Annotated in this window: 6 protein-coding genes; 1 reads left to right on the top strand and 5 read right to left on the bottom strand. The window is 37.3% G+C overall.

Annotation, left to right across the window (positions count from 1 at the left end; translation table 11 throughout):
• On the bottom strand, positions 1–1,406 hold a 1,406-nt coding region (locus ACCM36_RS06050; RefSeq protein ID WP_370572854.1), incomplete at its 3' end, for a right-handed parallel beta-helix repeat-containing protein.
• 1,000 nt (positions 1,407–2,406) lie between these two features.
• On the opposite strand from ACCM36_RS06050, the gene ACCM36_RS06045 reads away from it, so the two are divergent.
• Positions 2,407–2,550, top strand: a complete 144-nt coding sequence (locus ACCM36_RS06045; RefSeq protein ID WP_370572853.1) for a hypothetical protein — start codon at positions 2,407–2,409, stop codon at positions 2,548–2,550.
• A 145-nt stretch (positions 2,551–2,695) separates the two neighbouring features.
• Here ACCM36_RS06045 and ACCM36_RS06040 read toward each other — a convergent pair whose 3' ends face one another.
• The 4 genes from ACCM36_RS06040 to ACCM36_RS06025 all read right to left on the bottom strand — a co-directional run.
• On the bottom strand, positions 2,696–3,001 hold the full coding sequence (locus ACCM36_RS06040) for a hypothetical protein (protein ID WP_370572852.1): 306 nt from the start codon (positions 2,999–3,001) through the stop codon (positions 2,696–2,698).
• A gap of 311 nt (positions 3,002–3,312) precedes the next feature.
• On the bottom strand, positions 3,313–3,516 hold the full coding sequence (locus tag ACCM36_RS06035) for a hypothetical protein (RefSeq protein WP_370572851.1): 204 nt from the start codon (positions 3,514–3,516) through the stop codon (positions 3,313–3,315).
• A gap of 220 nt (positions 3,517–3,736) precedes the next feature.
• Entirely contained in the window at positions 3,737–4,327 is a 591-nt protein-coding gene (locus ACCM36_RS06030; protein ID WP_370572850.1) for a hypothetical protein, read from the bottom strand.
• 65 nt (positions 4,328–4,392) lie between these two features.
• The coding region (locus ACCM36_RS06025; protein ID WP_370572849.1) for an IS5 family transposase at positions 4,393–5,031 on the bottom strand (639 nt) is incomplete at its 5' end.

Genomic DNA, 5,031 nt, shown 5'->3' with positions numbered 1-5,031 from the left:
GAATTGGTTGGATCAACGCATAGGGGATCAACATTGAGATTGTTGCTCATTGTGAAACCTGAACCGTAGGTCTGTCCATTTCTGTTGTTGTAGATATCATTGTTCTGGACAATAAACTTGCAGTATGTTGGATTGGTATTCCATATTCCTACACCTGATCCGGTAACCGATGAAACACCATCTGAGTTCATGATAATATTGTTTCTTACATAAGTTGTAAATTGAGTTTGTTGCTGGCGTCTGTCCGGACGCAGGTACCATTTCACAGCTGCATGTCCTCCGTCATCGAAAACGTTATTCTCTATAATCGTATTATCGAAATCACCCAAGGTAATGGCAGCATTACTGTATCCGGTGTTAGATGAATATTGACCTACCTTTGTAAAGATATTGTGGTGAATATACACATCACGGGCATGAATTACATTGTCCTGGTAGTTTGCAGACATCCAGATACCTGCACCATTCATGGTATGAATGCGATTATTATAGATCTCAATGTCATCGAACACACAGTTCGAGGTCGAAGATGTAGCTATCTGAATTGCAGGACCTGTAGAATCACCGGAGATAGAAGAATAGATCAGATTGTCGTGAATTGTAGAGTCCGTGCAACCATCTGAATACCTGCATCCACTATTTGTTCGTGTGAAGATTGTGTTGTAGGCGTGTTCGATATTATTGCATGTAAGGGCATACAGAGCATCATGACCCATTTTGTAGACATCATTGTAAACGAATTTAATATTCTTGCCGTTTCTGACCTTTAATCCATCACCACATCCCCACTCAAGACGCATGTGAGAAACCTCTATATTCTCAGCACCATCAAAATAGATCAAAGTATAATATCCATCACCAAGAGAAACGCCTTGATTTTCACTGTTTCCATCGATCGTGAAACCTGTGATGGTGATATCATCATCTGTTCCGATGTTTGCAATAAGGGGAACATCAGTAGACCATCCGGCATTTGCAACAAGTTTTATTTCAGCGGTTGAGTCTCCTGTAAGGATCGTATTTGCGCCTATGTTTAGAGTGCTGTCTATCCAGTATGTATTTGGACCGTTCAGGTATACAGTACCACCACCAATACTATCAATATACGCCAGTGCTTTATTTATTTCAACGTGATCATTTGTTCCATCGCATTTGTAGTTGCCACTTCCATCTGTATCAACATAAACAGTCGCTGCTGAAGATAGGCCGGATCCGACTATCGAAAAACAAAAAAAACAAAATGATAAGCTAAGGACGAAAACAGATCTTTTTTTCAATGTGGTGTTGTCTTTATTTTCAGTTTTTGTTCTATGTTCTTTTTTAGAGAAAGCCGTTTTTGCTGAAAAGAAGCAATTGCTTGCACATAATCCAATAAATAACAAGCTGATTACGTTTTTTATGAACATGTTTATTCACCATTATCGCAAAGTATTTGGTCATTTATATAAAAAGTATGAACATAGGATTCACCATTTTTCTTAATTCTATGATTCTATTTTTACCACCGCTTATTAATGAGTTTGTTGCAAAAGTAGTTTTTATTTTATATGACCAAGCTCCTGTAACTGATAAAAGTTGATTTGAATTATTAACTCTACTATTTTTATCTATTGAACATGATTTTTGGATATGTACTACATTACTCAACTCAAAAAGTGAATTTAATTATATTGATCTTAAAGTATAGATTGTTTTTAGTATAGAACTTTGTATATTCATAGCACAAGGGAGTCAGATGTTAATTCAACATCAATACGAATATTATCCCAATATCGATTTTTGTGACATATCCGTGCTTGATTTTCCAGTAAAACCAATTCCAACTCTGTAGGGAATATATCAGTGCCGATATCAGTCGGTTAAAATAGGTAATAATCATCCACAGTGGATTCTGGAGATAGACAGATTTTTGTATTGATATCAGTTTGACATGCATAGGGTTTGGACAGACTATGATATAATATCTACTTGCTGTTAATTTATACGCATAAGTGCATGGCTGACAAGCAAAAGCACCAACGTCTTATTAAATAAATACATTTTTATAATATGCTGTCTATAAATAGACTGTCTTCATCCGATCGATGGCAAGGTTCATTCCCTTCCCTCTTGCCATCACTCCCATTTCAAGTTTTCCACTTGTCAGGCATGGTTTTATAGTTATTATTACTTCTTTTTAGAACATCCCATTTGATTTATCAGCGAAATCTAGATATAATTAAATTAATATAATAAGCACCATTCATCAACATTACAAAAGTGCTGTAGGAGCTTGACATGTTAGTGAAGAAAAACGTAAAACCATTATGCATAGCATTTTTAAAAAACCCTCAAATTCGGACAACTGCTTCGAGAAGATCAGAAGATACTGAAAACAATTAGAATCATAGTTTTCTGGAGAATATAATGACAGCTACTATTATTACATTAAATCCGGACTCAATAAAGAACTTGAAAGGGCTGGATGCAGAAACAAGAGAAAAAATAAAAGAAGGTCTTGGCTTCATAGAGCATGAGCCACATTACAATAATTGTGTAAGATACGTTTAAAATTGAATAAAAGGGCAGACGAGATTCGCATAGTGAGAGGAATGGCAGTAAATGCCTCGTAATCTTTGTTTCTGCTTCTTTACGTAAAGATCAATAGTTTTTCGTTTGTTTTATATCATCTGCAATAGTTTTGGATATCCTGGTTTTATTCTTTTGTCTCTACCTCTACCTCAAGGCCGCCTATCCAGTTAGCTATCATATTATAAGGTATGGCCATAAGTATCCCGGAAATGAAGCCCATGATACCGTAGAATATGGGCAGAGTTATGATGGCACCTGCCCCAAAAAGAAAGCCCATTACTCCTCCCGTATCTCCCACCATAGCGCCTGAGACTAAAAAGACCAAGCTCATCAAGGCTCCCAGGACCAAACCGAAGAATGCATACAGAATGCCGAATATCTTACCCAGTGACAATACACCGATCCTTGTTATTTGTACCATTTGAGTCATCAAAAATCCTTCCTTAGATTTTCTTAAAACCGGGGTTGTAGCATAAAAGTGCATACATTCACTATTAAAAGCTATGTACTGTAGAATTTAAACTATATGAGTTACTATATAGTTGCGGAGTGTGTAGAATAGTCTTTGCAGGGTCCTGAGCATTTACAGTGCTATTACAAAAATATGTATCTCACAAAGCTGGCGAAGAAAGTGGGCATTGAGAAAATCCAGACCAGGTTATGAATATTCCAGCCTCCGGTTATGATCCCAGAAACGGCGACTGACCATAAAGATCTGACCCCGGACGAAACACTCCCTGCTCAGTAGTCTACTTCTTTTTCCGGGATGTGTCTTAAGAGGGTATAGTCTTTCTCGGTGATGGGTATTGCGTTCAACAGGATATTTCCTTCAGATGCCAGACCTTGAGCTATTTCTCCAAGACTTCCTTTTTCTTCCCTGTTCTCAAGAACAGGTTGTCCATCTTCTATTTTTATTAATACCAATAGCCAGTATTTGTTTTCCATCCTCTCACTCCTTGTGCCTTGCTTGTGCAAGTCAGGGAACTGTCGTATATGCTACTGAAATTCCTATGTCAGTACTTTATTGTCTTCTTAACTTATATACGTACAGCCTGGAGTGAATCTTCATTAGAAGCATCAAAGCTTATTTGCAGGAAATGACCTGGTCATCATAAATCATTGAAAGAGTACTTCAGATCAATTCATAGATCCAACAAGTTTTTTGTTAAACGTATACTATTTCACCAGCTGCAAAATTCACCAGTATTTTTCGCAGATCTTCCTCGGTCAAAAGGACATACAGTTTATTATTTACGGAATACCTGTTCGCTGCGCTTAAAATTACAGGTACGTTCGACACATGGGATTCTCCCATATTTATGTAGGGAATATAATGCTCTAATGAATATTCTCCACGCTCGACAGATACACGGGTCTGTATAGGAACCTTGTAATATTCATCGGGCTCAAGTATCTGTTTACCGCATTTGCATATACCTCCGGGCTTACGCCATTCGGCTCTGCCGCATTTTGGACATGCTATTTTGTAGGCTGGAGCTACTTTAAGAGCCTCGAACCTTCTCTGTGCTGTCTGTATCACCTGTTTTATCTGTAACACGATCTCATTATCGAATATCTGAAGCTTTCTGATGCGCAGAAGCTGTGGTCCGCGAACTTCAATAATGCCGTTAGCTTCCTGAAACACCGCATTACCGTCATATATATACTCATCTGATATCTCAGATCTCCATGGGACTTTAATATCAACTAACTGGAATTTACCGTTTTGTAATTTGACAAATTCTATTTCGAACATTGTGAAACCTCAAAAAGATCATGAAATTATCTGGCCATTACAGCGCATTTCATTTCCATGCTGTGTCACTTCTGTCTGCCACATGCGATCAAGGACCTTGTAAGGATTAGCTTTGTTTCATATTCATTCAATTGGTCCAGGTTAATAGTTGCATGTTTTTGCGGCTCTGTAGAAATGCTTATTTGAACAATATATCTAACCTTGACATACCTGTCAAGGTTATGTACTAATAGTTTGATTTTGATTTCTTTTAGTTGATTCAAGTGCTTTCGTGCCTTAATTTCTTCACCATATTTTCTTTTAATGACAGAGAACATCGTTTCTACCAGGTTCCTGACATGATACAATACCCTGTCAAACTCTTGTATCATTCTTCTGCGATATTTGCCTTTTATCTTCTTCCTTTTCCTTTCTCTCAAAGGGATCATAGCTATTGCTTCTAGTTCTTCCCTTACCAGAGAATGTATTTCCTCAGAATCGTAGCCTTTATCCATTACATAATAATTTGATCTGCGATTTTTGTCGCATTGCTTCAGCAATGTGATCGCATGCCTTGTATCGTGTACAGGTTTACCTGATATCTTAAAACCAGTAATAATGAACTTATCAGTATCAACAGAAATACTAACTTTCAGGAAAGATCTCCGTTTCTTTCCAGTTCTAAATGAATAATAGTAACTGCAATGACCACTTGTAAATCCACT

Origin of the sequence: Methanomethylovorans sp., from assembly GCF_041305605.1 — an archaeon.
Classification (GTDB): Archaea; Halobacteriota; Methanosarcinia; order Methanosarcinales; family Methanosarcinaceae; genus Methanomethylovorans.
The sequence above is the reverse complement of the archived record's forward strand: the minus strand, read 5'-3'. Positions and strand labels throughout refer to the sequence as shown.

Coding starts and splice junctions, on each gene's coding strand:
- ACCM36_RS06045 (WP_370572853.1), top strand. CDS start 2,407: ATGACAGCTACTATTATTACATTAAATCCGGACTCAATAAAGAACTTG.
- ACCM36_RS06040 (WP_370572852.1), bottom strand. CDS start 3,001: ATGACTCAAATGGTACAAATAACAAGGATCGGTGTATTGTCACTGGGT.
- ACCM36_RS06035 (WP_370572851.1), bottom strand. CDS start 3,516: ATGGAAAACAAATACTGGCTATTGGTATTAATAAAAATAGAAGATGGA.
- ACCM36_RS06030 (WP_370572850.1), bottom strand. CDS start 4,327: ATGTTCGAAATAGAATTTGTCAAATTACAAAACGGTAAATTCCAGTTA.